Below are 25,727 nucleotides of genomic sequence, written 5' to 3' on the forward strand. Positions count from 1 at the left end.
GCGTTACCCGGCGGCTTTGGCGAGCGCTTCGCGCAGCGCATCCAGCCGTGCGGTCAGGACAGCTGCGGCATACGGCTGAGCACCGCCATGCCCCCATACCGGTCCCGGCCACGCGGCGTCGCCCTCGCAGCGCGCGACTACATGGACATGCAGCTGGCGCACGATATTGCCGAGTGCGCCGAGGTTGAGTTTGTCGCAGGGCGCGACCGCACGCAGGGCTGCCGTTGCGCGATTCACTTCCTGCCATAGCAGGGCCTGTTCGTCGGCGGACAGATCGGTGATCTCCACCCGTCCGGCGCGGCGCGGCACCAACACCAGCCAGGCGTAACGTGCGTCGTTCATCAGTCGCACATCGCACAGGGCGAGCGAGGTGATCAGCCGCGTGTCACCGTCCAACCGGGGGTCGAGGATGAAGCTGGGACGGCTCATGCGCCAGCCAGATGCTGGTCGAAAAATGCCAACGTGCGCTGCAGCGCAAGTCTCGCGCTGGCCTCGTCGTAGCTGGCACCGACATCGCGATTGAAGCCGTGATCGGCCGGATACGTGAAAGTCTCCATCTGCGGCAGCGCCTCGCGATGCTTGGCCACCATCTCCGGCGTGATGTGCTGGTCCTTCTCGCCAAAGTGGAACATCACTGGCGCCCTCGGTGTCTCGTTCAGGAACGGCAGGTTGCGGGCACCGTAGTAGCTCACCGAGGGCAGGCCCAGCCGCAATGCAGCCAGCAGCGCCACCGTGCCGCCCCAGCAATAGCCAACGGTGCCGATCTTGCCCGCCGCCGCGATCGCCTCGGCCGCGCTGGCGACATCCTCCACGGCGCGTTCCAGCCCCAGTTCGGTGATCAGTTGCCTGCCTTTCGCATAGCCGGCCTCGTCGTAACCAAGCTCCACGCCGGTTTCCAGGTGGTCGAAGAATGCCGGCGCGATGGCGGTGTAGCCGTGCTCGGCGAAGCGATCGACCACGCTGCGCATGTGCGCGTTGACGCCGAAGATCTCCTGGATCACCACGATGCCGCCCTTCGGCTTGCCCTGCGGTTGGGCCAGATAGGCGCCGATGCACTGGGTGCGCGTGGTGGGTAGGTTGATCTGCTGGCCCATGGCGGGATGCTCGTGGTTTCGAAGCCGTGATCTTAGCCGCCACGGCATCGCCCGCGTGCTCGCGTATAATCGCCTGTTTTCCCGCACGCAAGACGGTAACCACGCTGATGTCCCAGGCCGCACACAAGATCGGTTTCGTCAGCCTCGGCTGCCCCAAGGCGCTGGTCGATTCCGAGCGCATCCTCACCCAGCTGAAGGTCGAGGGCTACCAGATCGTGCCCAGCTACGGCGAAGCCGATGCGGTGGTGGTGAACACCTGCGGCTTCATCGACGCGGCGGTGCAGGAGTCGCTCGATTCGATCGGCACCGCCCTGCACGAGAACGGCAAGGTGATCGTCACCGGCTGCCTCGGCAAGCGCGAGGCGTTGATCCGCGAGGCGTACCCGGAGGTGCTGTCGATCAGCGGCCCGCAGGATTACGCCAGTGTGATGACAGCGGTGCACACGGCACTCCCGCCGAAGCGCAACAAGTTCATCGACATCGTGCCGGACACGGGTGTCAAGCTGACGCCGAAGCATTACGCCTACCTGAAGATTTCCGAAGGCTGCAACCACCGCTGCAGCTTCTGCATCATCCCGTCGATGCGCGGCAACCTGGTCTCGCGCCCGGTCGACGAGGTGTTGCTGGAGGCCGAGCGGCTGGTCAAGGGCGGCGTCAAGGAGCTGCTGGTGATCTCGCAGGACACCAGCGCCTACGGCGTGGATCTGAAGTACGCCGAACGCCAGTGGCGCGACAAGACCTACCGCACGCGCATGACCGAGCTGTGCGATGGCCTGTCCGAGCTGGGTGTGTGGTCACGTCTGCACTATGTCTACCCGTACCCGCACGTGGACGAGGTGATGCCGCTGATGGCCGCCGGCAAGCTGTTGCCGTACCTCGACATCCCGTTCCAGCATGCCAGTCCGCGCATCCTCAAGTTGATGAAGCGCCCGGGCAATATCGACAGGACGCTGGATCGCATCCAGAACTGGCGCAAGCTCGTGCCTGACCTGACCATCCGCAGCACCTTCATCGTCGGTTTCCCCGGCGAGACCGATGCCGAGTTCGAGGAGTTGCTCGACTTCCTGCGCGAGGCCGAGCTCGATCGCGTCGGTGCGTTTGCCTATTCGCCGGTGGACGGCGCCAAGGCGAACGAGTTGCCGGATCCGGTCTCCGAGGAATTGAAGGAAGACCGCCTCGAACAGTTCATGGCTGTGCAGGCGGAAATCTCCGCGGCGAAACTGCAGCGCAAGATTGGTCGCATCATCACCGTGCTGGTCGACGAGGCTGGTGCAGGTGGTGCGGTGGCGCGTTCGGCGGCGGATGCGCCGGAGATCGACGGCACCGTGCTGATCGCCGACGGCCAGGCGCTGAAGCCGGGCCAGTTCGTCGACGTGCTGGTCGAGGGCGCCAGCGAGCATGACCTGCATGCGCGGCTGGCCCATCCCAAACTCAAGCTGATGTAAGCCGGCGTCATGCGCTATGTCGCGCCGGCACGCGGCACGGTCGATCCGCAGGTGTTCGGCCGCATGCCGCTGCTGGCGTGGCGCGAGTACGCCGACCTGCTTGCGGGGTCGCAATGGCCCACGCTCGATGTACTCAATGCCTTGTGGCCGGCGCATGCGCGGACCCGCTTCGTGGCGCAGGACCATGAGCTGCTCGCCGATGGCCTGCACTACGAGCAGCGCATCGCCGAGCGTGGACAGATCGCCACCCGAATCGGCAACTGGCATGACCTGCTCAATGCGCTGGTATGGCTGCGCTACCCGGCGATCAAGCAGGCGTTGAACCAGCGCCAGGTGGCCGAGATCGCCCGGATGGGCCCGAAGCACCGTTCACGTCCGCAATACGCGATGACCCATTTCGACGAGGCCGGCGTGATCGTCGTGCTGCGCGATCCGGCGCTGCTGGCGCTGTGGGATGCGCACGACTGGCACGGCCTGTTCTGGCGACGGCGGCAGGCGTGGCTGGACGGTGCGATCCAGCTGGAACTGTTTGGCCATGCAGTGCTGGAACACGGCTTGAGCCCGGACAAGCTGCTGGTCGGCAAGGCGCTGGTTTTTCAATCGTCGCGTGACGTCGATGCCGGGGATGCCTGCGCCGAATGCGCTGCGGCCGTTGCGGCAGGCAAGCTGCTGTGCGACCCGTTGGAGTTGCGCCCGCTGCCGTTGTCGGGGCTGCCGGGCTGGCATGCCGACAATGCCGACGAGGCGTTTCATCTCACCACTGTCTGCTACCAGCCGCGACGTGCCGGACGCGAGTACCCGCCGGCGCATGCGCAACCGTGATCCGTCGATCAGCCTTGCCCCGGTGGATGAACCCGACTATATAAAGGCATGGCGGGCCGGTCGGGGGATCCATGGCAGTGAACGCGTCTTGGCTGCACCGGTTGTGCGCCCGTCGCTACCTGGCGTGCATCGCCTCGGTCGGGTTCTGCCTCGGCCCGCTGCTATTCGGTGCGAGTGCACAGGTTCCGGGGCAGCTTGCCAGTCAGGCTGCACCGATCCGTTTCGGCATCCTGCCGATCGGCAGTGCCGCCGAATCGCTGGAGCAATGGCGGCCGCTGCTGGACGATCTGCGCAAGCGGCTGGGTCATCCGGTAACCACGGTGTCGGTAAGCAGCTATGCCAGCCTTTCCAACGCGATCGGCGCACAGCGGGTGGATATCGCCTTCCTGTCCGGCAAGCTTGCCGTGGAGGCGGTCACCCACCAGCACATGCAGGTGTTCGCCCAGTTCTTGCGCAGTGACGGCGCGACGGGCAATGTCGCCATGCTGGTGGTACGCGACGACAGTCCGATCCACAGTGTCGCCGAATTGCTGGCCAGCCCCGGTCGCTGGCGCTACGCCCGCAGCGAACAGCTTTCGGTGACGGGTTATACCGCGCCGGAGGCCGACGTATTCGCGCCGCATGGGCTCAATTCCGACACTTTTTTTGCCAACGTGCAGGTCGGCGACCATCAGAGCAATCTGCTGGCCGTGGTCAATCGCGAGGCCGATGTAGCCAGCAGCAACAATCCCGACATGGACCTGTTCCACCGCAACTTCCCGGGCGAGGCCGCCCAGCTCAGGGTGATCTGGCGCTCGCCGTTGATCCCATCAGGCGTCCTGGTCGTACGCGAAGGGTTGGCAGCGGCATGGCGCCGGCAATTGACGGCGTTCATCCTCGCCTACGGCAAGGGCGCGGGCGAAGCTGGCGCGCGCGAACGTGCCCAGCTCTCGCGTATTCCCGACCTGGGCGGCTTTGTCGCGCAGAACAATCATGTACTGCAACCGTTCGTGGACATGCAGTACGCCTTGCTGCGGCAGGAGGCCGAGCATGGCCAGTGGGTGAGCCCGCAGGCGCGCCAGGCCCGGCTGGTACAGATCGAGCAGCGCTACCAGCGGGATACGCAGGCGCTGCAGGGGCATTGAGCGTGGGCGAAAACGGAGCCCTTTGAGGGCCTAGTCGTAATCCACCGCGATTACCGCAAATTGCGCCGCCCCGCCGGGCAATTCCGCCGCAAATTCATCGTCGATGCGCTTCTTGAGTGCTGCCCGGGCCATCGGCGAATCGATGCTGATCCAGCCCAGCTTCGCGTCGGTTTCGTCCGGGCCGACGATGCGGTAGCGCAGGATCTCGCCGGTATCGACGTTCTCCAGCTCGATCCGTGCACCGAAGAACACCAGCCTGCGATCGCTCGGCGCACCCTCGGCCACCTTGAGCGAGGGAATGCGCTTGCTGAGGTAGCGCGCGCGGCGATCGATCTCGCCCAGCTGTTTCTTGCGATAGATGTATTCGGCGTTTTCCGAGCGGTCGCCTTCGGCAGCGGCGGCGGCGAGCGCCTTCACCACTTCCGGACGAAGCACGTGCCACAGGTGATCGAGTTCGGCCTTGAGTCGCTCGAAACCATCGCGGGTGATGATCGCGGTGGAGCCGGGCGAAGCTGGGCGCCAGCGGCTCATGCGGGGTCCCCCAGGTGCTGCCGCTGGGCATGGATGTCGGCGCGCAGCGGATGATCGGGCCAGGCGCAGGCCAGCTGGTCCAGCAGTTGCGCCGCTTCGGCGTGCTGGTCGGCGTGTTCGCCAAGCAGGCGCGCGGCGAGCAGGCCGTAATGCGGTACTTGCCGGTCGCGTGGCCACTGCGCGAGGTAGCTGCGGCAGAGGTGCAGGGCGAGCCGGCTCATGCCCAGCCGTGCCGCCAGGTCGGCCAGTTCGCCGCAGGTGCGCGGATCGTCCGGAAAGAAGCCGGCATCGATGCCGCAACACTCCTGCAGCACGCCGAGCGCGCGGCGCGACTCGCGTTGGGCGATCAGTGCGGCCATCCAGATCTGCCCATGCACCAGCAATGCGTCCTTCAGCCCCTGGCGTTGCAGCAGCTGACGATAGGCGTGATGCAGCGGGGCCGGCGCCGCGTGGTCGCGCAGGCGCGGCACCAGCAGTTCAAGCGCAGCCTGCGGTTGTTCGGGCGCCAAGGCGGTTACCTCGTCGAGCAGGCGCTGGTCGGCGTCCTGGTGGATTTCCCTGGCCAGTCGATGCGCCTGCGGTTGCACGCCGAAATGCTCGTGGCGCTGGTGGATCAGCACGCCCATCAGGTGGAAGTTGAACAGCGTGGCGTAGTTCGCCACCAGGTAGAACAGCGGCAACGAGATCACCCGCGGGAAGGCGGATTCGAAGGCCATTTGCGCCACGCCGACAATCACCGCGATCAGGCACTGCACGCCGATCAGCAGAAGATAGGGCAGGCCGAAGCGCGACATCACCTGGATCCAGGTCAGCGGATTCAGGGCATGGCCGACGCTGCCGTCGAGCGCCAGCGACATGGCGATGGCCGGCAGGCTGACGGCCATCAACAAGGTGACGATCCAGGTTCCGCCGTCGAAGTTCAGCTTCACCAGCAAAGTCAGCACGGTGGACCACAGCAGGATCGCCACCAGTGCCCAGCCGCCGTGGCCGGGCTCGGCGAATTCAGGCGGTGTCGCGTAGCCGTCGGCGGTATGCCGCAGGCATTCCAGCGCATACAGGTAGGTGGCTGCCCAGATCACCAGTTCGAGCATCCAGCCAGCTACGGGCAGCAGCGCCAGATAATGGGCGAGCGTGAATGCGGCGAGCGCAGGTACGCCGGCGCCGCGCAGCGGATAACGCAGCGCGTCGGGCCATTGCTGCGAAAGTGGCAGGTGTGGATCGAGCAGCTCGATTCTCGGCATGAGTGTGATGTCCGTTCAGTGTTCGCCATCGTGGCTGAGCTGGTTTTTGCTCATGGCATGCCGCCCGTGGGTCATCGCACGATTGTAGCCAGGACCGTCGCCGGACCGTTCTGCGTCTGCCCGCGTTGAGTCATGGCGCCGTGCCGGCTATGGTGTCGGTTTTATGCGGGTGAAGTCTGTGATGGTGCTGCGTCCTGTTGTTCGCTCCCTGCGCCTGGCGCCCATCGCGGCGGCGCTGGGATTGCTGGCTGCCTGCGCCAGCTCCGCCGGCAGTCGGCCGTCGGCGCCAGTCAATGCGCTCTACGGCCAGCTCGACCAGGCCAGCAAAGGCTACGAGACTGCCTTGCAGCAGTCGCGTGCAGGCGATCTGGAGGCCTCGCAGCTGACCCTCACCAGGTCGCTGGATCAGTTGAAGGCGGCGTCGGCGCAATGCGGCAACACGCCGGGTTGCGATCCGCAACGGTTCTTCTCGGTGTTCGACCATCTGCTGCGCCTGAAGGATGGCGATTTCGACGATGGCCAGGATCTGAACAGCGACGTCGATCCGTCGCAGGCGGCCTTGGCCGCCGGCAAGACCGGTGCGGCCAGCCTGCCCGAGGCGCAGCGCAGCGTGACCTTGCTGCACGGGCAGAAGCTGTCCGAGCTGATCGCGATGAATGGCCCGGTGAAGGCTGCCCTCGAGATGTGGTTGACCCAATTTCGACCGCAACTGATGGATGCTTACGTCAATTACCAGTACCTGCGCTACCAGATGTGGCCGCAGTACCAGAAGGCCGATCTGCCCGAGGCACTGCTGTTCGGCATCATGGCGAAGGAGTCGGGAGGCAAGGTGCACGCGGTGTCGCGTTCGGGTGCGGCCGGCCCGCTGCAGTTCATGTATGCCACCGGCATGCGTTTCGGCCTGGGCATGGACAACGGCTTCGACACACGCTTCGACCCGCAGGCGTCGGCGCGGGCGAATGCCGAATACCTGAACGAGCAACTGCAGGTCTTCAACAACAACCTCGAGCTCACGATCGGCGCCTACAACGGCGGCGAGGGTCGCATGCGCCGGCTGGTCGGCGACGACACGTCGGTGAGCTTCTACGATCCGCGCATCTACAACCAGCTGTCGCAGGAAACCCGCGACTATGTACCGTCAGTGCTCGCGGCGGCATGGCTGTTCCTGCATCCGGACAGTTACAACCTGCGTTTCCCGCGGGTCGATGGCGCGCCGGGCTCGATCACCCTGCAGCGCCCGGCCTCGCTGTCCGAGCTCACCGTGTGCCTGGGTTCGACGGCCGGGATGGAAGATGGCTGGTTCCGCACCTTGCGCAATCTCAATCCCAGACTGGACCCGCAGGTAGCCCAGCCGGTCGGCACTTCGCTGCAGGTGCCCAAGCCGCTGGAGCGGGTGTATGCCTCGCGCTGTGTCGATGGGCCATGGCCGATCCTCGCGCATGACCTGCACAGTGCGGTGGTACCGGTGGTACAGGCGCCGCCGCCGGAGCCGACGGTGCGCAAGGAACGTCGCTACAAGGTTCGTCCTGGCGACACCTTGATCAGCATCGTGCGCAACCTGCATTGCTCAAGCGTGCAGGAAGTCACCGAAATGAACGGGCTCAAGCACCACCATCTCGCCGTGGGTCAGGAGCTCAAGCTGCCGGTCTGCCGGTGAGGTGGCCTGCTCAGGCGACCGCGCTGTTTTGCATCCAGCTTTCAGCGCTACTGCTGCTGCCGTGAACTTCCTTCAGTTCGCGCAGCAGCTGCATCAGCTGCCGATGTTGCGGCTGCAGGCTGGTGTGCGGAGAATTCTTGGTCTCGTGGTAGGCCACCGCCAGCCACAGCGCGATACCGCGTAGCGCCACTTCGTGGTTGGTCGAGCAGGCGCGCTCGTAACCGGCCTCGGTTCCCTGGCCCCAGGGCTGGTAGCGCGCTTCCGGCGGCGTGCCGTAGAGATGCGGAAAGTCGCTGCGCGAGGCCTGGCCGATCTCGCGCAGGGTCAGTGTGCTCAGACGGGTGCGACTGCGCCTGGGCAGGGCGCGAATGCTGCGCTCGATGTCGCGGAACTGGCGGCCAAGCTGGCGCGCACGCATCATCACGAAGAATGGAGTGAGCAGTTGCATGAGTCTCCCCGGTGCTGGAATGCGGCAGCACTGGACGCGCAGCCAAGCGCGCAGCCTATCGGGATCATCTTCGAAATAGCGCGCAAAGCGTCACAAAATGACGCGCGGCGTCAGTTTTCGGGTTGTGCCAGACTTGTCATCTCAGTTGCGTCCGAGACGCTGCCCCACCTGCACGGCTTGCTGCGGCTGCAGTGCATCGAGTTCGACCGTGCCTTCCGGCAGCAACAGGATCACGGTGGACCCCATGTTGAAGCGCGCCATTTCGGCGAACCGTTCCAGCGTGATGTGCTGGCCGGCAAACGACTTGCGCCGGATCGACGAGGCATAGGGCGGGATGACCAGTCCGTCCCACACGGTGGCCACCGACGAGACCAGGATCGCGCCGACCATCACCACCACGAACGGGCCGTGCTCGCCATCGAAGTGGCAGACCAGTCGTTCGTTGCGTGCGAACAGGCGCGGGATCGCTTCCACCGCGAACGGCGCCACGCTGAAGATGCGGCCGGGCACGTGCACGGTTTCCTTCAGCGTGCCTTGCAGCGGCATGTGCACGCGATGGTAGTCGCGGGGTGACAGATAGACGTTGACGAAGCGGCCATGGCGGTACGGCGCGGCGGCAGCCTCGTCGCCGCCGAGCAGTTCGGCGGCGGTGTAGTCCTGCCCCTTGGCCTGGAAGATGCGTCCATCGACGATCGCGCCGGACTGGCTGATGCGGCCATCGGCGGGGCACAGCAGCGCGGCCGGGTCCGCATCCGCATGGCGCGCGTCGGGGCGCAGCTTGCGCGTGAAGAACGCGTTGAAATGCTGATAGGCCAGCGGATCGGGCTGTGCGGCCTCGGCCATGTTCACGCGGTAATTGCGTACGATCGTGCCGATCAGCCAGTTCTTCCATGGCGCGAACGTCCAGCGCGTGGCCCAGTAGACCACGCGCGACAAGGCACGATGCGGCAGGATGTACTGCAGGAATACGTTGAAAGTCATCCGCCCAGTATACGGGGTGAAGCTGCCTGTAGGCCTTATAATGGCCGGCCATCCCGTTGCACTCCTGGATCGCCGTGACCGCCGAACTCGCCTCCATCATCGACTTCATCCGCTACGGTGCCAGCCGCTTCTCGGCCGCCGGGCTGACCTTCGGCCACAGCCACGACAACCCGATCGACGAGGCCACCCACCTGGTCCTGGCCAGCCTGCACCTGCCGCCGGACATTCCGCCGGCGTATGGTGCGGGCAGGCTCACGGCGGCCGAGCGCGAGAACGTGCTGGCGCTGATTGAGCGCCGCGTGACCGAGCGCCTGCCGGTGGCCTACCTGGTCGGCGAAACCTGGTTCGCCGGGCTGAAATTCAAGAGCGACCGCCGCGCGCTGGTGCCGCGCTCGCCGATCGCCGAGCTGATCGAGTCGGGCTTTGCGCCATGGCTGGACGAGCGCCATATCGAGCGCGCACTGGACCTGTGCACCGGATCGGGCTGCATCGGCATCGCGATGGCCGAGTACAACCCGCAGTGGCAGGTCGACCTCGTCGACATCAGCGACGAGGCGCTGTCGCTGGCGCGCGAGAACATCGTGTTCCAGCATGTCGAGGGGCGGGTCGAGGCGATCCAGTCCGACCTGTTTGCGGGGGTGAAAGGGCGTCGTTACGACCTGATCGTCTCCAATCCGCCGTACGTCACCGAAGCCGAATACTCGGCGTTACCGGGTGAGTACGCGCATGAGCCGAAGCTGGGCCTGACCTCGGGCGCCGATGGCCTCGACCTGTGCCTGCGCATGCTGGACGAGGCCGCCGACTACCTTACCGAGGACGGCCTGCTGATCGTCGAAGTGGGCGAAAGCGAGCATGCGCTGGCCGCCCTGCTGCCGGAAGTCCCGTTCATCTGGATCGAGTTCAAGGTGGGCCAGATGGGCATATTCGCGCTGGAGCGACGCGATCTGATCGAGCACGCTGCGGCGATCCGTGCGGCGGCTGCGGCGCGCCGCATCGCCTGAGGGACCCTGTTGCGTGGAATTGGGCACGCCGCGCTTGTGGCTCGATGCATTGCGCGTGGCCGAGCCGAAGTGGATACCCCGGGTGGCTGGTTCCAGCGTGCGATCCGTTTGGGCGAGAGTGGGGGAGTTGATTGGCGACCTGGGCATTCACATGCCTCCGGACGTCGATGGTGCGGTCGAATTTGGAGCCAGCATCGCGCTGGCCCATCGGAGCAGGGACTACGCATGTGAGGCGGTGCACGCGCTATTCGAACTGGTGTCCGATCGCTTCGGCCGGCGCCGCATCAACGCCTCGGTCGATCCGCGCAACCTGGCCAGCATGGCGGTACGGGCGCGCGCTCGGCATGTGGCAGGAGGTGCTTCACCGGGAAAGCCTGTGGCTGCACGGTGAATGGGTCGACGACGTGGTGTCTGCGCTGTTGGCCGGCGAATGGCGTGCCAGGCAGTCCACTGGCCCGGTCCGAGCGTCATCGCGTTAAGCTGTGAGGGTTTCCCTCGGACGTCCAAATCCCGTGTCCAGCAATTCCTTCGGCAAGCTCTTCACTGTCACCACCTTCGGCGAAAGCCACGGCCCGGCCATCGGCTGCGTGATCGACGGCTGTCCGCCGGGGCTTCCGATCAGCACCGAGGAATTCCGTCAGGATCTGGATCGTCGCGCCACCGGCCGAAGCCGCTACACCTCGCAGCGGCACGAGGCGGATGAGGTGGAGATCCTCTCCGGCGTCTACGAGGGCAGGACCACCGGCACGCCGATCGCGCTGCTGATCCGCAATACCGATCAGCGCAGCAAGGATTACGGCGACATCGTGTCGACCTTCCGCCCCGGCCATGCCGATTACACCTATTGGCAGAAATACGGCATCCGCGATCCGCGTGGCGGCGGACGTTCGTCCGCCCGCGAAACCACGATGCGGGTGGCTGCCGCTGTGATCGCCAAGAAATGGCTGGCCGAACGCCACGGCGTGCATGTGCGTGGCTATCTGGCGCAAATCGGCGATGTCACGCCGGATGCATTCGACTGGAATGCGGTGGAGCAGAACCCGTTCTTCTGGCCCGCCGCGGAGCAGGTGCCGGCGTTGGAAGCCTATGTGAATGCGCTGCGCAAATCCGGCGATTCGGTCGGCGCGCGCGTCAACGTGGTCGCCGACGGCGTGCCGCCGGGTTGGGGCGAGCCGATCTACGGCAAGCTGGACGGCGACCTGGCCAGCGCGCTGATGTCGATCAACGCGGTGAAGGGCGTGGAGATCGGCGACGGTTTCGCGGCGGTCAGCCAACGCGGAAGCCAGCATCGCGACGAAATGCATTTGGACGGCTTTACGTCCAATCATGCCGGTGGCATCCTTGGCGGCATCAGCACGGGGCAGGCAGTCACCGCCTCGATCGTGCTCAAGCCCACTTCCAGCATCCTGATTCCCGGCCATAGCGTGAACCTGGCCGGCGAGCCGGTGGAGGTGGTGACCAAGGGGCGCCACGATCCTTGCGTCGGCATCCGCGCCACACCCATCGCCGAGGCGATGATGGCCATGGCGCTGATGGATCACGCGCTGCGCCATCGCGCCCAGTGCGCAGACGTAGGCGCGGTGGTGCCACGCATCCCGTGACGCGACACATGCCGTATCCGGAGTCACGCTCATGACCGACAAGCCACGCGTCTGGATTTCGCGTCCTACCTTCCCCGGCATCATTGCCCGGCTTGAGCCGCATTTCGAGGTGACGGCCGAGGCGGAGGAAAGGAAGTTCAGCTCCTCGGAGCTGGCGGCAAAGCTGGCCGGTCAGGATGCTGCGATTGTCGGCCTGAAGGACCGCATCGGGCCGGCAGAAATTGGCCAGGCGACAAGGCTGCGCATCGTCGCCAATCTCGGCGTCGGTTACGACAACCTCGATCTGGATGCGCTGAGCGCGGCCGGCATTGCCGCCTCGAACACGGCCGACGTGCTCAACGAGAGCGTGGCCGACTACGCCTGGGCATTGATGCTTGGCGCGGCACGCCGGATGAATGCCGCCGAGCGCTGGCTGCGTGCCGGGCACTGGCATGCCACCGAGTTCAGGCAATGGCTGGGTACTGACGTCCGTGGCCATACGCTGGGCATTCTCGGCATGGGACGCATCGGCCAGGCGATTGCACGGCGTGCCGTCGGTTTCGGCATGCCGGTGATCTACCACAACCGTTCGCCGTTGCCGGAGGCGGACGAGCGTGCCTGCGACGCGCGCTATGTGGACAAGTCGCAGCTGCTGCGCGAGTCCGATTTCCTGATCCTGGTGCTGCCGTTGACGCCGCAGACCCGGCACGCGATCGGCGCGCCCGAGCTGGCACAGATGAAACCGACCGCGATGCTGGTGAATGTGGCGCGTGGCGGCATCGTGGACGACGCGGCGCTGGCGACGGCCCTGCGCGAGAAACGGCTGGCCGGGGCCGCGCTGGACGTGTTCGAGCGTGAGCCGGCCGTGCATCCGGGCCTGCTCGAGCTGGACAATGTCGTGCTCAGCCCGCATATCGCCAGCGCCAGTCAGGAAACGCGCCGCGCCATGACCGCACTGGCCGTCGACAATGTCCTGGCGCTGTTCGGCCACGGCCCGCATGCCGGGCGGCCGCCCACCATCCTCAACCCGAACGTGCTGGCTTGAGTCCGGCCCGACCATCCCCCCGAACGAAGAACCCCATTACATGAGTCAGAAGAGCAGCTACAAAGTCGCCATGGTCGGCGCCACCGGCGCAGTCGGCGAGACCTTGCTGGCAATCCTTGCCGAGCGCGATTTCCCGGTGAGCGAGCTGGTGCCGCTGGCCAGCGAGCGTTCGGCCGGCAGCAAGGTCACGTTCGGCGGCAGGGAAATCACCGTGCAGGTGCTGGATACCTACGATTTCGCCGGCGTCGACATTGCCTTCTTCTCGGCCGGCGGTTCGGTGAGCCGCGAGCATGCGCCCCGCGCGGCGGCGGCCGGCGCGGTGGTGATCGACAACACCTCGGAGTTCCGCTACCAGGACGACATCCCGCTGGTGGTCAGCGAGGTCAACCCCCATGCGATCGCGCAGTACACCCAGCGCGGCATCATCGCCAACCCGAACTGCTCGACCATGCAGATGCTGGTGGCGCTGGCGCCGATCCACCGCGCGGTGCAGATCGAGCGGATCAACGTGGCTACCTATCAGTCGGTCTCCGGTGCCGGTCGCACGGGGATGGAGGAGCTCGGCAAGCAGACTGCCGCGCTGCTGAACTTCCAAAGCGTGGAGCCGGGCAAGAAATTCCCCGTGCAGATCGCGTTCAATGTGATCCCGCAAATCGATGACTTCCAGCCGAACGGTTACACCAAGGAAGAAATGAAGCTGGTGTGGGAAACCCGCAAGATCCTGGAGGACGAGTCGATCCAGGTGAACCCGACCGCGGTGCGCGTGCCGGTGTTCTATGGCCACTCCGAGGCAGTGCATATCGAGACCAGCGACAAGATCACCGCCGAACAGGCCCGCGAACTGCTGCGGCAGGCGCCGGGCGTGGTGCTGGTGGACGAGCGCAAGCCGGGCGGCTATCCGACTCCGGTGGGCGAGGCGGCCGGCAACGACGCGGTGTATGTCGGGCGCATCCGCGAGGACATCTCGCACGAGCGCGGGCTGGATATGTGGATCGTCTCGGACAACATCCGCAAGGGCGCGGCGCTGAATGCCGTGCAGATCGCCGAACTGCTGATCGAGGACTATCTCTGACCATGCGTTACCTGCCAATTCTGGGAGTGCTGGGGTTCATGCTGTCGGCGGCTGCGTGGGCCGACGACGGCAAGCCGGTCCAGGCGCCAGCGCCGTTGCACCAGGCACGGCAACGCCTGGCGCAGCACGAGGCTGAAGTGAAGCGTCTGCAGCGGGATGTCGACCGCCAGGAGTCGGACAGCAAGCAGGCCAGCGAGCGCCTGCAGCAGCAGGATCAGACGATCGCCGAGCTGCAGAAGCAGCTGGATGCGCTGCGTGCCCAATCGTCGGGCAAGCAGCACTGAGCGCATGGCTGCAGTGAGAACGCACTGCAGCAATGTATCGCAAGTATTCGCCCCACCTATTGTTGATTGGCCTGCATGTAACTAAAGTGGCAACTCGTTAGGGCCGCAGCCGCCACCGCGGTAATACCAAGAATGGCGCCAGGGATCGTTCGGGGGAGCACACAATGAATCGTTCGTTGAAGTTGTCGATGTTGATGGCATTGGCACTGGGCAGCAGTCAGGTGATGGCGCTCGACCTTGGCCAGATCCAGGTCAAATCGGCGCTGGGCCAGCCGCTGCTGGCGGAAATCCCCCTGCATCCGGCCAATCCAGGTGAACTGAAGAACCTTACCGTCCAGCTCGCATCCAGCGAGGACTTCGTCCGCGCCGGTATCGCCGGCGGCCGTACCGCGATCCCGCTGCATTTCAGCGTCGCCGATGCCGGTACGGGCCACCCGGTCATCCGCATTACCAGCAGCGTGGCCGTGGACGATCCCTACCTCGACCTGCTGATCGAGGTGAACGGCCATGCCGGCAAGAGCGTGCGCGAGTTCGCCATCCTGCTGGATCCGCCGGGTGCGCAGCCTGCGGCTCCGGCCGCCGCTCCCGTGCAGGCACAGCCAGTCCACAGCAGCCGCGCCACCAATGCCACCACCACGGCAGCTTCCAAGCCGGTGCACGCGGCGCCGGCCGCCACGGCCGGCAACGGCCAGTACGGTCCGGTCGAGCGCGGTCAGACGCTGTCATCGATTGCCCGCAGCACGGCGCCCGCTGGCGTCGATGTGCAGCAAATGATGCTGGCGCTCAAACAGGCCAACCCGGATGCGTTTTACCGTGACAACATCAACGCCCTGAAGAGCGGCTCGGTGCTGCGCGTGCCCACGTCTGCGGAAGCGCAGGCGATCGCCATGGCCGCAGCGGTTGCCGAAGTGCGCCGCCAGAACAGCGACTGGCGCGCTGGCGTGCCGGCCAAGCCCAGCGTGGTCGCCGACGCGGCGACCCGATCCGCTTCCAGCGCGTCCGGCAATACCTCCAGCGGCGCAGGTGACCGTCTTGCACTGGTTCCGGCAAAGGACGTCAACGGATCCGGCGCCGAAGGTGGCAGTGCCGCAGGCAAGGGCGACAAGTCCGCCGCCAGCCTGCGCCAGGATCTGTTGCGTACCCAGGAAAGCCTGGCCAGCCTGCAGCAGCAAAGCGCCGACCTGAAGACCCGTCTGAAGGACCTGACGGACATCAATGGCAAGAACGAGCATCTGCTCTCGCTCAAGGACAGCGAGATCGCCGAATTGCAGAACCAGCTGGCCGCCGCACGCAAGGCGGCAGGCCAGCCCGCTGTGGCGAGCGCCGCGACGGCAGCCAAGCCGGCGGCGCCTGCCGGTGTCGCAGAAGCCTCCACGGCAGCGCCCGCGTCACAAGCCAAGCCGGAAGCTGCATCGGCCGGCAGCGCAAGCACGCCGGCGGCGGCCGCGTCCACCGCGGCGACTGCGGCCGCCACTGCCTCCAGCGCGCCGGCTGCGGTGCCCACAGCGCCGGCAGCCGCGGCAACGCCGATCAAGCCGGCCGCCAAGCCCATCGCTCACCCGAGCCCTGCGCCGGTCGAGCAGCCCTGGTACATGCAGACATGGGCCTGGGCTGCTGGTGCGGGCGCCATCGTGGTGCTGCTCCTGCTGGCCCTGCTTGGTCGCAGGCGCAAGCCGGCGGCAGGCGTGGCGGCGAAATCCGCCTCGTCGCTGGCCGACCGCTTCGGCACGGCTCCGGCAGCAGGTCAGGACCTGGTCAGTGGCGACGATATCGACCAGGAAGAACTGCTCGACCAGCTGGCCGAGCACCCGGATGACATCGGCCTGCACCTGGAGCTGGTTACCCTGTATTACTCGCGGCGCGACGTCGAGCATTTCGAGGCCGCGGCCGAGGCGATGCACGCCCACATCACCGACCCGCAGCAGGACGAGTGGCAGGACGTGGTGCACATGGGCGAAGACCTGGTGCCAGGCCATCCGCTGTTCGACCACCACGTCGAGCCGCCGATGCACGAGGACGCCGAGGCACATCACCCGTTCAACATCGACGACTACCATGCCGATGGCGATGCGCCCACGGTGGTGTCGGCGATGCCGCCAATGCCGCCGCAGGCCCCGAAGAAGGTCAGCGAATACAGCTTCAATTTCGATCTGACCCATCCTGCTGCTGCCGCCGATACTGCAGCGCCCCCCCCGGCCGCCGCGGACGATGCCACGGTGATGGCACCGCTGGTGTCGGATGCGCATGCGCCAGAGGCTCGGCACGATGCCGAGCCGACTTCGAGCTGGCATTTCGAGGAGCCGGACAGCGCGCACCTGCATCATGCCGACGATCACGGCAGCGACCTGGGTGAATTCAACGATGACCCGATCGACACCAAACTCGACCTGGCCCGCGCCTATGTGGACATGGGTGATGCCGATGGCGCCCGCGCGATGTTGAGCGAGGTGATGAAGGAGGGCAGCCAGATGCAGCGGGATGTCGCCAAGCGCCTGCTCGATACCCTGCACTGAGTCGAGCCGCATGCGGCAAGCATGAAGAAACCGGGCCGGCCTTGCCGGCCCGGTTTCGTTGCCGGGCTGCTAATCTCTCGTGTCTTCAAAGCCGGCTCTTGTACATCCCCATGCGTATTGCTCTTGGCATCGAATACGACGGCACCGATTTTTCCGGCTGGCAACGCCTAAAAACCGATGCCAGCGTGCAGGGGGCGGTCGAGCAGGCGCTGTCGGCGGTGGCTGCGCATCCGGTCGAGATCAGCTGCGCCGGACGCACCGATGCCGGTGTGCATGGACGTTGCCAGGTGGTGCACTTCGACACCGAGGCGCGGCGCGACATGCGCGGCTGGGTGCTTGGTACCTGTTCGAACCTGCCCGCCAGCGTCGCGGTGCTGTGGGCGCAACCGGTGCTGGAAAGCTTTCACGCACGCTATGCCGCGCGCAGTCGCCGTTACCGCTATCAGATCCTCAATCGCCCGGTACGCGCAGCACTGGATGCGCGCTATGTCACCTGGGAGCGCTTGCCATTGGACGCCGGGCGCATGCACCTGGCGGCGCAGGCCTTGCTCGGCGAACACGACTTCAGCGCATTCCGCGCATTGTCCTGCCAGGCGGCGCATCCGCGCCGCACGGTGCTGGCGGTGAACGTGCGGCGCGAGGGCGAGCAGGTCCTCATCGAGATCGAGGCGAATGCCTTCCTGCACCATATGGTGCGCAATATCGTGGGTTCGCTGCTGCCGATCGGCCGCGCCGAGCAGCCGGTCGAATGGATGGCCGAACTGCTGGCCGGCTGCGACCGCCAGGTGGCCGGGCCGACCGCACCGGCTACCGGGCTGACCTTTGTCGGCCCGCGTTACGAGAGGTACTGGGGTTTGCCTGCGGATGTCTGCCTGGCAGGTGCAGGCGAATGACGCGGACTCGCATCAAGTGCTGCGGCATGACCCGCGTCGAGGATGCATTGCTCGCCGCGCGGCTGGGTGCGGATGCGATCGGGCTGGTGTTCACCGCACGCAGCAAACGGCGGGTGACGATGGCGCAGGCGCAGGCGATCCGTCGCGCGCTGCCGCCGTTCGTCGCCTGCGTGGCGCTGTTCATGGACGACGAGGCGCTCTTCGTCGAGGAGGCGATCGCTGCGGTGCAGCCGGATCTGCTGCAGTTCCATGGCGACGAGCGCGACGACTGGTGCGCGCAGTTCGGCCGCCCCTGGCTCAAGGCCATCGCGATGGGCGGCGGCGCAGCGGCGTTGCCGCGGCTGCGCGCCCACCCGGGCGCGGCGGGGCTGCTGCTGGACGGGCACGGCCTCGGCGAGGCCGGAGGCAGCGGCAAGGCGTTCGACTGGTCGCTGCTGCCGCACGATCTCGCGCAGCCGCTGATCCTTGCCGGCGGCCTGCATGCAGGCAACGTGGGTGCGGCGGTTCGCATGACGCGACCGTGGGCGGTGGATGTGGCCAGCGGGGTGGAATCGGCACCGGGCATCAAGGATGCGACCAGGCTGGCGGACTTCATGGCAGCCGTGCAGGCGGCGGACGGGACGGAAGGACAATCATGAGCGAATTCGCCGGTGCGACCCCCGCACCCGCCGCGATCGAGGAATACCACCCCGGCGGCGATCGCCCGTTCGGCCTCGACGACGTGCTGGGCCACGACCGCCCGCTGGTGATCCGCGGCCTGGTCAACGACTGGCCCATCGTGAAGCTGGCGCGGCAGTCGGACACCGCCTTCGCGCAGCGGCTGGCGGAGCTGGACAACGGTGCCGACGTGAGCACCCTGATGGTCGCGCCGGAAGCCGACGGCATCATCGGCTACGCGGCAGACATGAGCGATCTCAGCTACCAGCACTTCAAGGTGCCGGTCACCCTCGGCCTGCAGCGATTGGCGAGCTACAGCCGGCGCGAGAACGCGCCGGGGCTGGTGATCCAGAGCGCGCCGATCCGCGATTGCCTGCCCGGATTCCTCGCCGAGCACGCATTGCCTTTCCTCGACCCGGGCGTGGAGCCACGCCTGTGGATGGGCAACCGGGTCACCACGCCCACGCATTTCGATTCGCAGCACAACATCGCCTGCGTGGTATGCGGCACGCGCCGCTTCACGCTGTTCCCGCCGGAGCAGTTGCCCAACCTCTACATTGGCCCGCTGGATTTCGCACCCACCGGCGCGGCGATCAGCATGGCCCGGCTGGACCAGCCGGACGATCCGCGCTATCCGCGCCTGAGGCAGGCGCTGGCCGCCGCGCAGGTGGCCGAGCTGCATCCGGGCGACGCGATCTACATGCCGCCCCTGTGGTGGCACAACGTCGAGTCGCTCGGACAGCTCAACGCGCTGGTGAACTACTGGTGGAGTCCCGTGCAGGTTGAGGGTTTCACCACGGGCCATGCACGGGCCGCGCTGTACCACTGCCTGCTCGCCTTCCGCACGCTGCCGCCTGCCGAGCGGGCCGGCTGGAAGAATTTGCTGGACCACTACGTGTTCGGCGACGAGGAGGCCATTGCGCATATCCCCGAACATCGCCGCGGCGTGCTCGGCCCATTGACGCCCGAAACGGTCGAACAGTTGAAGCAGGGCGCGCGCCTCAACCTCTGACGGGGGGCAGGCTTCAACTCCCTGCCAGCTCCCGTCGCAACCAGTCCGTCAGCGCGCTCGCGCGCGCGTCGTCGGCGCGCTTCGGTGCACACAACACCCAGCTCGCCGGCGTGGCACGGAATCCCCACGGCGCAGCCAGTCGGCCGGCGGCGAGGTCATCGGCCACCAGCGGCTGCGGCGCGATCGCCACGCCGAGGCCGGCCACTGCCGCTTCCAGCAGGTAATAGAGGTGTTCGAACGACTGCCCGTAATGCAGCCGGCCGGCGGCGATCCGCTGCGTGCGCGCCCATGCCGGCCACGCCTGCGGGCGCGAGGCGGTGTGCAGCAGCGCCTCCTTGCACAGTGCGTTCGCACTGGCCTTGCGCAGGGCGGCGTAACGCGGATGACGCGGACTGAGCACGGGGCCGATCCGCTCCGGGGACAACACCTGCGCCTGCCACGGCGTTGGCCACGGCGGCTCGGCCAGCAGCAGGGCGGCGTCCAGGCCTGGCAAGGTCGGCGCGGACAGGTCCTCGACGGCGCACAGGTGCAGTTTCAGGTCGGGCAGGTCGCGACCCAGTCGCTCCAGCCGGGGAATCACCCAGCGTGCCAGCACGCTGCCGGCGCAGCCGAGCACGAATGGTGCATGGCTGGTCTCGCGGCGCAGCTTGTCGCAGGTCTGGCGCAGTTGCGCGAATGCACTGGCGGCGCCGTCGCGCAACTGGCGGCCCGCAGCAGTCAGCGTCAGCCCGCGTCCCTCGCGACCGAATAGCGGTACCCCCAATTCGGCTTCCAGCGCACGGATCTGCCGGCTCACCGCACCGTGGGTTACATGCAGTTCGGCGGCAGCACGGCTCACACTTTCCAGCCGTGCTGCGGCCTCGAAGGCTCGCAGGGCGTTCAGCGAGGGCAGTTCACGGGACATGTTATCTGTGAGTTTTCCTGACAGGTTGCGGTGATCTTATCGCTTTTGCCGGGCGCGCCACTGCGCTACGGTGAGCGCCTTGCTGCAGCGCACGGGCGCGGCGGCGATTCTCCCGAGACGAGTGACGGCATGCCCACGATCGATGATTTCCACGCCTGGCCCGATGTGCACGGACGCTTCGGCAACTACGGCGGCAGCTATGTGGCTGAAACCCTGATGGCACCGCTGGCCGAACTGAGCGAAGCCTATCTGCGCCTGCGCGACGATCCGGAGTTCATCGCCGAGCTCGACCGCGACCTGAAGCATTACGTCGGCCGGCCCAGCCCGGTCTATCACGCCGAGCGCTTGTCGCAGCATGTCGGTGGCGCGCGCATCCTGTTCAAGCGCGAGGACCTGAACCACACCGGCGCGCACAAGATCAACAACACCGTGGGCCAGGCGCTGGTCGCCAAGCGCATGGGCAAGCCGCGCATCATCGCCGAGACCGGCGCCGGCCAGCACGGGGTGGCCAGCGCCACGGTAGCCGCACGGCTCGGTTTGAAGTGCGTGGTCTACATGGGGGCGGTGGATATCGAGCGGCAGAAGATCAACGTCTACCGCATGAAGCTGCTCGGTGCGGAAGTCGTGCCGGTGACCTCGGGCTCGAAGACGCTGAAGGATGCGTTGAACGAGGCGATGCGCGACTGGGTCACCCATGTCGCCGATACCTTCTACATCATCGGCACCGTCGCCGGCCCGCATCCGTATCCGTTGATGGTGCGCGACTTCAATGCGATCGTCGGCCGCGAGGCGCGCGCGCAGATGCTGGAGCAGTACGGTCGCCTGCCGGATGTGCTGACCGCCTGCGTCGGCGGCGGCTCCAACGCGATCGGCCTGTTCCATGCGTTCCTCAACGACGCCGATGTCCGTATCGTCGGTGCCGAAGCGGCGGGTGAGGGCATTGCGACAGGCCATCACGCAGCCTCGCTGGCTGCCGGGCGCCCCGGCGTGCTGCATGGCAACCGTACCTACGTGCTGTGTGACGACAACGGTCAGATCACCGAGACGCACTCGATCTCGGCCGGACTTGATTATCCCGGTGTCGGCCCCGAGCACGCGTTCCTCAAGGACGCCGGCCGGGCCGAATATGTCGGTGTGACCGACGATGAGGCGATGGAAGCGTTTCATCTGCTGGCGCGCACCGAAGGCATCCTGGCTGCGCTCGAGTCCAGCCATGCGGTGGCGCAGGCGATCAAGCTGGCGCGTGAGTATCCGAAGGACGGCATCGTGCTGTGCAATCTCTCCGGCCGCGGCGACAAGGACGTGCACACCATCGCGGCGCGCGAAGGAGTGGAAGTATGAGCCGCATCGACCGCCGCTTCGCCGCACTGAAAGCCGCAGGTCGCACCGGCTTGATCCCCTTCGTCACCGCGGGCGATCCGTCGCCGCAACACGTGGTGGCGTTGATGCATGCGCTGGTCGATGCCGGCGCCGACCTGATCGAGCTGGGCGTGCCGTTCTCCGATCCGATGGCCGATGGCCCGGTGATCCAGCACGCCAGCGAGCGGGCGATCGCGAAAGGCGTCGGCCTGAACGAAGTGCTGGGCTGGGTCGCTAGGTTCCGCCAGCGCGATGCCGAGACGCCGATCGTGTTGATGGGTTACCTGAATCCGGTCGAGATCCACGGCTATGCGCGCTTCGCGCAGGAAGCCGTGCAGGCCGGCGTCGACGGCGTGTTGCTGGTCGATTGCCCGCTGGAAGAGGCGGCGGTATTGCAGCCGCTGCGCGAGGCCGGATTGCAGCAGATCCTGCTCGCTGCGCCGACCACCGCACCCGTGCGTATGGCGCAGCTGTGCGGTTCCGCGGAAGGTTTCCTGTACTATGTCTCGTTTGCCGGCATCACCGGTGCGGCACACTTGAGCACCGGCGATATCGCTGCGCGCGTGGCGGATATCCGTGCTCACGCGAAGGCGCCGGTGGCAGTAGGCTTCGGTATCCGCGATGCGGCGAGTGCCAAGGCGATTGCCGGTTTTGCCGATGCGGTGGTGATCGGCAGCGCATTGGTCGAGCGCTTGGCCGGGGCAACGGATGCCGAGGAAATGACCATGCGGGTCCACGCGTTTCTCGCGCCGATCCGCAGCGCGCTCGATGCGCATTGAGTGCAGCATGGTGCGGCGGGTTGAAAGACAGGGTCGAGGCGGCATGAGCCCTCACCCTTCGCCCTCTCCCAGAGGGAGAGGGATGCGCGTGGTGCCATGCGGGTTCGCTTGATGGAGGTTGTCGAATACGACAGCCCCTGTTTTCAGATAGAGGTTGGGTCGATATGAATTGGCTGCAGAAAATCATGAACCCGCGCACCCGCCCGCCGGGTACGAACGGCGGCAAGGGTTCGGTACCCGAGGGCGTGTGGGAGAAGTGCGGCGGTTGCGGTACCGTGCTGTACCGGCCGGAGCTGGAGCGCAACCTGATGGTCTGCCCGAAGTGCGGCCATCATCACTACATCAGTGCCCGCACGCGGTTGGATGCGCTGCTGGATGAAGGCTCCGCCCAGGAACTGTGGGCCGGCCTGGAACCCACCGATCCGCTGAAATTCCGCGACTCCAAGAAGTATCGCGACCGCATCGTCGCCACCCAGAAAAAGCTCGGCGAGAAAGACGCGCTGCTGGCCATGAGCGGCAAGCTCAAGGGGCGTCCGCTGGTGGCGGTGGCGTTCGAGTTTGCTTACATGGGTGGCTCGATGGGTTCGGTGGTCGGCGAGAAATTCGCCCGCGCCGCCGAACGCGCACTGGCCGACCGCAGTGCGCTGGTGTGCTTCTCCGCCACTGGCGGCGCGCGCATGCAGGAGGCGTTGTTCTCGCTGATGCAGATGGCCAAGACCTCGGCGGCGCTGGCGCGCCTGCGCGATGCCGGCGTGCCGTACATCAGCGTGCTGACCAATCCGACCACCGGTGGCGTATCCGCCAGTCTGGCGATGCTGGGCGACATCAACATCGGCGAGCCGAAGGCGCTGATCGGCTTCGCCGGTCCGCGCGTGATCGAGCAGACCGTGCGCGAGACGTTGCCGGAAGGCTTCCAGCGTTCCGAGTTCCTGGTCGAGCACGGTGCGATCGATCTGATCGTCGACCGTCGCGAAATGCGCGACAAGCTGGCGGACCTGCTCGGCATCCTGGTGAAGGCGCCGCGCGCGGCCTGATCGGATGCAGCTGCAGCAGCGAAGCGATGCCGCCGTATGGCGGCATCGCCGTTTTCGAACCGGGTTTTCTGCGCGCGGGTTTTCCACAGCCGATGTGGAAGCCTGCCGGCAAAGCCTGTGGACAAGCCGCGCCTGCAGCTTATCGATCAGACACTTGCTACGCGCTGAGCAGGAATTGCACAGGCACCCCACTCGACAACCCCGGGCGGTAGGCCGGGGTCGTCATGTCCGGCGACACAGTTTTCCACAGCTGCTGTGCACGCCTTCCGTGAAAGCCTGTGGACAACCTGATTTGGCCCTTTTGCCGACAGGCACTTGGCACGGCGTGCTGACATTTTGCGCAGTGTCTGCCGGTTCGGTGCGGAGTCATCCACAGCGATTGTGGAGCGTGACCGGTAAAGCCTGTGGACAAGTGCGCTATCTGACTGACCGCAAAGGCGCTTGTGACGGCGTGCGCAAATGCTGATCAGCCGCGTGTCGGCTCATGCGAGCTTCGAGGCCATCGACAGCAGCCACAACGACGCTGCGCCCAGCCCGCTGCCGATGAGGATGGCGGCGAGCACGTCGCTCGGATAGTGCAGCCCGAGGATCACTCTCGAGATCGCGATCAGGGTGGTGAATCCGATCAGCAGCGGCGCCAGCTGCGGATACCAGGCCAGTGCGACGATGCTGAAGCTCACCGCCTGCAAGGTGTGTCCCGACGGAAAGCTGAATTCATCCAGCGCCGGCACATGCGCGATCACGCCAGGACAGGCCCGGTATGGGCGCGGTCGATGCGTCCAGCGTTTCAGCAGGCGATACAGCAGCAGTGCGGTCAGCCCGGTAGCGGCCATCTGCGCCGCGGCGGCCAGCCCGCGCGGACCGCCGACCAGGGCCAGCACGGCCATCAGTACGTACCAGAACACGCCGTCGCCGAGCCGGCTGACCGCACCGAAAAACATTCCCACGGCGCGTCGTGCACCCCAGCGGTTCGCCGCGACGCAGACGCGGCGGTCCAGTGCGAAGCGGGTCGGCCCGATCGACAGCTCAGGCGTGTGCAACGGCGGCAATGTGTTCATGCTGGTTTTCCTCGGCCATCTCGCGCAGGAGGGTTTCGAAATCGCGGATTACCGAATCGGGCGAAAGTCCCGCCATGCCGGCATGGGCGGCGCGACCCATGTGCCGGATCAGGCCGGGATTGCTCGCCAGCCTGGCGGCGGCATCCATGAAGGCCGTGGCGTTGCCCGATTCGATGCAGTAGCCATTGATGCCGTCGACCAGGTGCTCGCGTGCGGCGCCTTCGGCATAGGCGACCACTGGCAGGCCGGCAGCCAGCGCTTCGAGAATCACGTTGCCGAAGGTTTCGCTGAGGCTGGGGAAGGGAAACAGGTCTGCGCTGGCGACATGCCGCGCCAGCGCTTCGTCGCGCTGCACGCCGGCAAAGATGAAATCCGGATGCGCCGCTTCCAGCGCCGGGCGTGCCGGGCCATCGCCGACCCAGACGTAGCGCGCGCGCGGTATCCGCTGCTGGATGGCGCGAAATGCCTGCACGGCCAGTTCAAGATTCTTTTCCGGCGCGATGCGTCCCACGTACAGCACTACCGGCGTGCCTGCATCGACACCCCACGCGTCGCGCAGGTCGTCGTCGCGCCGGTTGGGGTGAAAGAGTTGCGTGTCCACCGCGCGGCGCAGCAGGCGGGCATTGGAGATGCCCATGGTGTGCAGTTCCTGCGCGAGCGCATCGGTAGGCACCAGGGTCGCGGCAGCGCGTCGATGAAAACGGCGCAGGTAGCTGCGCACCACCGGCGTGAGCAGGCCCAGGCCGTAGTGGTCGGCGTAGCTGTCGAAGCGGGTATGGAAGCCGCTGCTGATCGGGATCCCCAGTCGCGTGGCTGCGCGCACGGCCGACCAGCCGAGCGGCCCTTCGGTGGCGACGTAGATCGCATCGGGGCGCTGCTGCTGCCAGTGCTGGCGCAGCGTGCCGCCAGCGGGCAGGCCGAAGCGCAGGCCCGGGTAACGGGGCAGCGCGCCGCCGCGGACGTTGAGTACGTCGATACCGGGCTCATCGACGTGTGGCCGAGGCTGGCGCGGGCGGACCAGATCCACCTGGTGGCCGCGGGCGGCGAGCCCGGCAGCCAGGCTGTGCACGGTCAATGCAACCCCGTTGATTTCGGGTGGATAGGTTTCGCTGACGATGCCGATGCGCATGAAGATACCCGTGCTGGCTTGGCGCAGCATCGGGCGCTGGCGTTTCGGCGGTGTGGCGGGTGCA

The 25,727-nt window shown here is 66.5% G+C and carries 26 protein-coding genes; 17 read left to right on the plus strand and 9 right to left on the minus strand.

Annotated features, from left to right (window positions below; all coding sequences use genetic code 11):
• Window positions 1-3: 3 nt before the first annotated feature.
• The gene (locus B0E46_RS09425) at window positions 4-429 is read right to left on the minus strand and encodes an HIT family protein (protein ID WP_077555547.1); all 426 of its coding nucleotides are present in this window, start codon (window positions 427-429) and stop codon (window positions 4-6) included.
• Window positions 426-1,094 (minus strand): dienelactone hydrolase family protein, encoded by a 669-nt coding sequence (locus B0E46_RS09430; protein ID WP_077555548.1) that lies wholly within the window; start codon window positions 1,092-1,094, stop codon window positions 426-428. The genes B0E46_RS09425 and B0E46_RS09430 overlap by 4 nt, the downstream gene beginning before the upstream one ends.
• Window positions 1,095-1,201: 107 nt before the next feature.
• Between B0E46_RS09430 and rimO the strand changes: the two genes are divergently transcribed.
• The 3 genes from rimO (at window position 1,202) to phnD (ending at window position 4,485) form a co-directional block, all read left to right on the plus strand.
• Entirely contained in the window at window positions 1,202-2,539 is a 1,338-nt protein-coding gene (rimO, locus tag B0E46_RS09435; RefSeq protein WP_077555549.1) for a 30S ribosomal protein S12 methylthiotransferase RimO, read from the plus strand.
• Between the two features lie 9 nt (window positions 2,540-2,548).
• The gene (locus B0E46_RS09440; protein ID WP_077555550.1) at window positions 2,549-3,361 is read left to right on the plus strand and encodes a DUF3025 domain-containing protein; all 813 of its coding nucleotides are present in this window, start codon (window positions 2,549-2,551) and stop codon (window positions 3,359-3,361) included.
• Window positions 3,362-3,438: 77 nt separating this feature from the next.
• Window positions 3,439-4,485 (plus strand): phosphate/phosphite/phosphonate ABC transporter substrate-binding protein, encoded by a 1,047-nt coding sequence (gene phnD, locus B0E46_RS09445; RefSeq protein WP_254425108.1) that lies wholly within the window; start codon window positions 3,439-3,441, stop codon window positions 4,483-4,485.
• Between the two features lie 30 nt (window positions 4,486-4,515).
• Here the strand turns inward: phnD and greB are convergent, their stop codons facing one another.
• The gene (gene greB, locus B0E46_RS09450) at window positions 4,516-5,016 is read right to left on the minus strand and encodes a transcription elongation factor GreB (protein ID WP_077555552.1); all 501 of its coding nucleotides are present in this window, start codon (window positions 5,014-5,016) and stop codon (window positions 4,516-4,518) included.
• Entirely contained in the window at window positions 5,013-6,257 is a 1,245-nt protein-coding gene (locus B0E46_RS09455; protein WP_077555553.1) for a DUF4013 domain-containing protein, read from the minus strand. Before B0E46_RS09455 ends, greB begins: the two co-directional genes overlap by 4 nt.
• Window positions 6,258-6,438: 181 nt before the next feature.
• On the opposite strand from B0E46_RS09455, the gene B0E46_RS09460 reads away from it, so the two are divergent.
• Window positions 6,439-7,914, plus strand: coding sequence for a transglycosylase SLT domain-containing protein (locus B0E46_RS09460; protein WP_077555798.1), 1,476 nt, complete (start codon window positions 6,439-6,441; stop codon window positions 7,912-7,914).
• Between the two features lie 10 nt (window positions 7,915-7,924).
• Here the strand turns inward: B0E46_RS09460 and B0E46_RS09465 are convergent, their stop codons facing one another.
• Both B0E46_RS09465 and asd read right to left on the minus strand, forming a co-directional pair.
• Window positions 7,925-8,362, minus strand: a complete 438-nt coding sequence (locus tag B0E46_RS09465) for a hypothetical protein (RefSeq protein WP_254425109.1) — start codon at window positions 8,360-8,362, stop codon at window positions 7,925-7,927.
• A 141-nt stretch (window positions 8,363-8,503) separates the two neighbouring features.
• Complete coding sequence (gene asd / locus B0E46_RS09470; protein WP_077555554.1) at window positions 8,504-9,343, minus strand: archaetidylserine decarboxylase; 840 nt, start codon at window positions 9,341-9,343, stop codon at window positions 8,504-8,506.
• Window positions 9,344-9,417: 74 nt separating this feature from the next.
• Here asd and prmB point away from each other — a divergent pair, with 74 nt between their 5' ends.
• The 10 genes from prmB (at window position 9,418) to B0E46_RS09520 (ending at window position 19,400) form a co-directional block, all read left to right on the plus strand.
• Window positions 9,418-10,344, plus strand: a complete 927-nt coding sequence (prmB, locus tag B0E46_RS09475) for a 50S ribosomal protein L3 N(5)-glutamine methyltransferase (protein WP_077555800.1) — start codon at window positions 9,418-9,420, stop codon at window positions 10,342-10,344.
• A gap of 13 nt (window positions 10,345-10,357) precedes the next feature.
• A complete protein-coding gene (locus B0E46_RS17980; protein WP_254425110.1) occupies window positions 10,358-10,735 on the plus strand; it encodes a GNAT family N-acetyltransferase in 378 nt (125 codons plus the stop codon).
• A gap of 121 nt (window positions 10,736-10,856) precedes the next feature.
• A complete protein-coding gene (gene aroC / locus B0E46_RS09485; RefSeq protein WP_077555555.1) occupies window positions 10,857-11,945 on the plus strand; it encodes a chorismate synthase in 1,089 nt (362 codons plus the stop codon).
• A gap of 31 nt (window positions 11,946-11,976) precedes the next feature.
• Window positions 11,977-12,969, plus strand: coding sequence for a D-glycerate dehydrogenase (locus tag B0E46_RS09490; RefSeq protein ID WP_077555556.1), 993 nt, complete (start codon window positions 11,977-11,979; stop codon window positions 12,967-12,969).
• A 40-nt stretch (window positions 12,970-13,009) separates the two neighbouring features.
• Window positions 13,010-14,041, plus strand: coding sequence for an aspartate-semialdehyde dehydrogenase (locus B0E46_RS09495; RefSeq protein WP_077555557.1), 1,032 nt, complete (start codon window positions 13,010-13,012; stop codon window positions 14,039-14,041).
• A gap of 2 nt (window positions 14,042-14,043) precedes the next feature.
• A complete protein-coding gene (locus tag B0E46_RS09500; RefSeq protein WP_077555558.1) occupies window positions 14,044-14,325 on the plus strand; it encodes a hypothetical protein in 282 nt (93 codons plus the stop codon).
• Between the two features lie 164 nt (window positions 14,326-14,489).
• Window positions 14,490-16,838: a FimV/HubP family polar landmark protein gene (locus B0E46_RS09505; protein WP_077555559.1), complete on the plus strand. Its 2,349-nt coding sequence runs from the start codon at window positions 14,490-14,492 to the stop codon at window positions 16,836-16,838.
• Between the two features lie 110 nt (window positions 16,839-16,948).
• Entirely contained in the window at window positions 16,949-17,731 is a 783-nt protein-coding gene (gene truA / locus B0E46_RS09510) for a tRNA pseudouridine(38-40) synthase TruA (RefSeq protein WP_077555560.1), read from the plus strand.
• Entirely contained in the window at window positions 17,728-18,369 is a 642-nt protein-coding gene (locus B0E46_RS09515; protein ID WP_077555561.1) for a phosphoribosylanthranilate isomerase, read from the plus strand. The genes truA and B0E46_RS09515 overlap by 4 nt, the downstream gene beginning before the upstream one ends.
• Window positions 18,366-19,400, plus strand: a complete 1,035-nt coding sequence (locus B0E46_RS09520; protein ID WP_077555562.1) for a cupin-like domain-containing protein — start codon at window positions 18,366-18,368, stop codon at window positions 19,398-19,400. The genes B0E46_RS09515 and B0E46_RS09520 overlap by 4 nt, the downstream gene beginning before the upstream one ends.
• A 13-nt stretch (window positions 19,401-19,413) precedes the next feature.
• Here B0E46_RS09520 and B0E46_RS09525 read toward each other — a convergent pair whose 3' ends face one another.
• Entirely contained in the window at window positions 19,414-20,304 is an 891-nt protein-coding gene (locus B0E46_RS09525) for a LysR family transcriptional regulator (protein WP_139350493.1), read from the minus strand.
• Between the two features lie 129 nt (window positions 20,305-20,433).
• Here B0E46_RS09525 and trpB point away from each other — a divergent pair, with 129 nt between their 5' ends.
• The 3 genes from trpB (at window position 20,434) to accD (ending at window position 23,476) form a co-directional block, all read left to right on the plus strand.
• On the plus strand, window positions 20,434-21,645 hold the full coding sequence (gene trpB / locus B0E46_RS09530; protein ID WP_077555563.1) for a tryptophan synthase subunit beta: 1,212 nt from the start codon (window positions 20,434-20,436) through the stop codon (window positions 21,643-21,645).
• Entirely contained in the window at window positions 21,642-22,442 is an 801-nt protein-coding gene (gene trpA, locus B0E46_RS09535; RefSeq protein ID WP_077555564.1) for a tryptophan synthase subunit alpha, read from the plus strand. The genes trpB and trpA overlap by 4 nt, the downstream gene beginning before the upstream one ends.
• A gap of 164 nt (window positions 22,443-22,606) precedes the next feature.
• A complete protein-coding gene (gene accD, locus B0E46_RS09540) occupies window positions 22,607-23,476 on the plus strand; it encodes an acetyl-CoA carboxylase, carboxyltransferase subunit beta (protein ID WP_077555565.1) in 870 nt (289 codons plus the stop codon).
• 482 nt (window positions 23,477-23,958) lie between these two features.
• Here the strand turns inward: accD and B0E46_RS09545 are convergent, their stop codons facing one another.
• Window positions 23,959-24,534: a phosphatase PAP2 family protein gene (locus B0E46_RS09545; protein ID WP_077555566.1), complete on the minus strand. Its 576-nt coding sequence runs from the start codon at window positions 24,532-24,534 to the stop codon at window positions 23,959-23,961.
• On the minus strand, window positions 24,503-25,663 hold the full coding sequence (locus B0E46_RS09550) for a glycosyltransferase family 1 protein (RefSeq protein WP_077555801.1): 1,161 nt from the start codon (window positions 25,661-25,663) through the stop codon (window positions 24,503-24,505). Before B0E46_RS09550 ends, B0E46_RS09545 begins: the two co-directional genes overlap by 32 nt.
• Between the last annotated feature and the right edge of the window lie 64 nt (window positions 25,664-25,727).

This window comes from Rhodanobacter sp. B04, assembly GCF_002001125.1.
Classification (GTDB): Bacteria; Pseudomonadota; Gammaproteobacteria; order Xanthomonadales; family Rhodanobacteraceae; genus Rhodanobacter.